This is a genomic window from Streptomyces sp. FH025 (genome assembly GCF_017427025.1).
Lineage (GTDB): Bacteria > Actinomycetota > Actinomycetes > Streptomycetales > Streptomycetaceae > Kitasatospora.
The window spans coordinates 1-3888 of sequence record NZ_JAFLNG010000713.1 but is presented as its reverse complement, the minus strand read 5'-3'; the positions used below and the strand labels follow the sequence as shown (position 1 = coordinate 3888).

Below are 3888 nucleotides of genomic sequence, written 5' to 3'. Positions count from 1 at the left end.
TGGAGACCGACGTGACGGTCGACCCACAGGGCGCGTCCGCGACCCCCGCCGGCGCCGAGATCCTGCTGGAACTGGTCGACGACGAGGGCGTCACGATCGGCACCGCCGAGAAGCTCTGGGCCCACCAGCAGCCGGGCCGGCTGCACCGGGCCTTCTCCGTGTTCCTCTTCGACCGCCAGGGGCGGCTGCTGCTGCAGCGGCGGGCGCTCGGCAAGTACCACTCCCCCGGCGTCTGGTCGAACACCTGCTGCGGGCACCCGTACCCGGACGAGCCGCCCTTCGTCGCGGCCGCCCGGCGCACCGCCGAGGAGCTGGGCGCCGCACCGGCGCTGCTCTGCGAGGCGGGGACGGTCCGCTACGACCTGCCGGACGAGGCCTCCGGGCTGATCGAGCGCGAGTGGAACCACCTGTTCGTCGGACTGGTCACCGCGCCCGTCGAGCCGAACCCGGAGGAGGTCGACGACTTCGCCTTCGTGACCGCGCAGGAGCTGCGGGAGCTGCGGGCGGAGCGGCCGTTCTCGGTCTGGTTCGAGACGGTCTTCGAGGCGGCGCTGCCGGGGATCCGGGAGATCGCCGGGCGGGACTGGTAGCGGCGGCGGGTCGCCGCGCCGCTACCGCCGCGCGGGCTCGCCACGTCGGCCCGCCGCGCGGCCCCGTGCGGGCGGCCGGGGCTCCGTGTGGGTGACTTCGGCGCGGTTTGGGTGGCCGCGACTCCGTCCGGGTGACTCCGTGCGGGTGGCTGCGGCTCCGCGCGGGTGGCTGCGACTCCGCGCGGGTGCGCCGGTCAGTTCTCGGGCTCCGCGGAGACGGGCAGCGAGGCCCAGATGACCTTGCCGCCCTCCTCCGTGCCCTCGACGTCACACGCCCCGCCGGCCTGCAGCGTCACGCTCTTCACCAGCAGCAGGCCCCGCCCGCCGGTGCGTCCGGTGTCGCTCTCCAGGGCCTTCGGACGGTACGGGTGGCCGTCCTCGACCGCGATCCGCACCCAGCCCTCGCGCACCGACAGCTCGGTGGTCACCTCGGGCGACAGCTCGGCCGCGTGCTTCACCGCGTTGCCGACCAGCTCGGAGACGATCAGCAGCAGGTCGTCCACCAGCTCCTGGTAGCGCACCCCGGTCATGCCCTGGGCCAGCAGGCGGTCCCGTACCGCGTGCCGGGTGCGTGGCACCGAGGCCTCGACTGCGGGCAGTGGGAAGCGCCACACACCCTCGGCCGGGCCACCAGGTCGGCCGGACCGGTCGGGCCGGTCGGTGTCGGTACGGCCCCCGTCGGTGCGCCCGGCTTCGCTGCGCCCGGCTTCCGGCGTGCTGTGTCTCGGCTCACCGCGTCTCGACTCGCCGTGTCTCGGCTCGGCCTTCGCCGTCGCGCTGATCTGCTCCACGTCCAGCCGCCCTCCGTCCGCGACCCGGGATTCAGGCGACCCGGGGAATCAGGCGATCCGCTCATGGCGCCCTCGGTCCACAGAGGCTAGGAGAGCGGTCCGCGCGGCCGGGGCACCGTCGACAAGTTGCCCGTGTCGGATCGGTTCCGACGGGAGGTGATCGTGCGCGGAGGGCTAACCGACCGTTTGCTTCGCGCTCACCACCGCTTCGGCCGGGGTTCGAGCACCCTCGCGAGCCATCCCATCGGTCCCGGGCGTGCCGGTCAGCCCACCCGGCGGGGAAACGCAGGTGAGAAGCACTCCAGAACCCTGGTAATGTTCTCTCTGTCGCCGAGGGGGCGAGAGAAAAACCCCCGAAGCACACACCCCGTCCGGGTGGCGGAATGGCAGACGCGCTAGCTTGAGGTGCTAGTGCCCTTTATCGGGCGTGGGGGTTCAAGTCCCCCCTCGGACACAGTCGAAATTCCCCGTGGGATCCGAAAGGAACTCACGGGGAATTTCTTTTTTCTTCCGGATCCCCTCCCCGATCGACTGCCGGTGATCCACTTCCGCTGATCCACTGCGACAGCCGGGCCACATCGGCCCCCTGCGGTGTGGCGCCGGTCTCTCCGCAAGGGCCGAGCGTCCGAAAAGCGGACACGAGATGGCAACGATCGGGTGGTTTTGAGCTTCCTCTGAGGTTTTCGTCCCATTTCGGACCATAGGCTGCTGGGGTTTGTCCGAAATACCGATCCAAAACGGTAAAACCACCGACACCATCCGCTGAACCACGAGCGAGAGGACCGATACGTTGAGTGAGCCCGATTCGTCGACGGCATCACACCAGAACTACCGCCGATCGCTCGGCACTATCAGCCTGACTGCCGTCGGGCTGGGGTCGATCATCGGATCCGGGTGGTTGTTCGGCGCCGAGCGAGCCGCCAAGCTCGCCGGGCCCGCCTCGATCCTCGCCTGGGTCATCGGCGCCGCCGTGGCGCTGACCATCGCGCTCACGTACAGCGAGCTGGGCTCGATGTTCCCCAAGGCCGGCGGCATGGTCCGGTACGGCCAGTACTCGCACGGCTCGCTGGCCGGCTACCTCGCCGCCTGGGCCAACTGGATCGCCATCGTCTCGGTCATCCCCGGTGAGGCCACCGCCTCCGTCCAGTACATGAGCTCCTGGCACTTCGGCTGGGCGCAAGGATTGTTCAACGGCAAGGAGCTCACCCTCAGCGGGGTGGCGCTGGCGAGCGTGCTGTTGGTCATCTACTTCATCCTCAACTGGTTCGCGATCACGCTGTTCGCCAAGACCAACACGGCGATCACCGTCTTCAAGGTCGTCGTACCGACGCTGACCGCCGGCGCTCTGCTCTTCGCGCACTTCGACTCCGCGCACTTCACCGACCACGGCGGCTTCGCCCCGAACGGCTGGAGCTCGGTGTTCACCGCCGTCGCGGTCTCGGGCATCGTCTGGGCCTTCAACGGCTTCCAGTCCCCGCTCAACCTGGCCGGTGAGGCCCGCAACCCCGGCAAGTCGCTGCCCAAGGCCGTCATCGGCTCGATCCTGATCGCCCTGGTGATCTACGTCGCGCTGCAGATCGCCTTCCTCGGCGCCATCCCGACCGCCGACCTGTCGCAGGGCTGGAGCAACCTCTCCTACACCTCGCCGCTGGCCGACCTGGCGATCGCCTGGGGCCTGAACTGGCTCGCCCTGCTGCTGTACGCGGACGCCTTCGTCTCGCCGTCGGGCACCGGCATGATCTACGCCGCCACCACCTCGCGCATGATCCACGGTGTGCAGGAGAACGGCCACCTGCCGAAGATCTTCGGCAAGGTCGATGCCAGGACCGGCATCCCGCGCCCGGCGCTGGTGCTCAACCTGGTGGTCGCCTTCCTGTTCCTCGCGGTCTTCCGCGGCTGGGGCTCGCTGGCCGAGATCGTCTCGGTCGCGACCGTGATCTCGTACATCACCGGGCCGGTCGCCGTGATGTCCCTGCGCCGCCTCGCCCCGGACCTGCCGCGGCCGGTCCGGCTGCGGGCCATGCCGGTGATCGCTCCGATAGCGATGGTCTTCGGCTCGCTGGTGCTGTACTGGGCCCGCTGGCCGCTCACCGGCAAGGTCATCCTGCTGATGGCCGCCGGTCTGCCGATCTGGGCCTGGTACGAGCTGCGCAAGCCGTTCGCCGAGCTGAAGCCGCACCTGAAGGCGGGCGCCTGGATGGTCGCGTACCTGTTCGTGATGGCCGGGATCTCCTGGGCCGGCAGCGCCGACTTCGGCGGGCACGGGTACCTCCCGGAGGGCTGGGACCTGCTGATCGTCGCCGCGATCGGCCTGGCCTTCTACCGCTGGGGCGTCTCCAGCTCCTGGGCCAACCCCTCGCTGGCCGCGGTGCGCCGGGAACTGGCCGCCGAGGAGGACGCGAAGGCGGCCGCGACCGCCGGGACGGCGGAGGGCGTCGAGCCTTCGCGGGTCTGATGCGCGAGCCTGCTGGGCAGGTCTGAGCCGAGTCTGTTCGAAGGGCTGGTCG

General features: G+C 70.2%; 3 protein-coding genes and 1 tRNA gene. 3 read left to right on the top strand and 1 reads right to left on the bottom strand.

Annotated elements, in window-relative coordinates; all coding sequences use genetic code 11:
* The first annotated feature begins 11 nt into the window (after positions 1-11).
* Entirely contained in the window at positions 12-590 is a 579-nt protein-coding gene (gene idi, locus J0670_RS32575) for an isopentenyl-diphosphate Delta-isomerase (RefSeq protein ID WP_207815679.1), read from the top strand.
* 194 nt (positions 591-784) lie between these two features.
* On the opposite strand, the gene J0670_RS32570 is transcribed toward idi, so the two are convergent.
* Complete coding sequence (locus J0670_RS32570) at positions 785-1381, bottom strand: ATP-binding protein (protein ID WP_374223215.1); 597 nt, start codon at positions 1379-1381, stop codon at positions 785-787.
* Between the two features lie 369 nt (positions 1382-1750).
* Between J0670_RS32570 and J0670_RS32565 the strand changes: the two genes are divergently transcribed.
* Together J0670_RS32565 and J0670_RS32560 are read left to right on the top strand one after the other, a co-directional pair.
* Positions 1751-1835 (top strand) — tRNA-Leu (locus tag J0670_RS32565).
* Positions 1836-2171: 336 nt separating this feature from the next.
* The gene (locus J0670_RS32560) at positions 2172-3836 is read left to right on the top strand and encodes an APC family permease (protein WP_207815677.1); all 1665 of its coding nucleotides are present in this window, start codon (positions 2172-2174) and stop codon (positions 3834-3836) included.
* Positions 3837-3888: the final 52 nt, after the last annotated feature.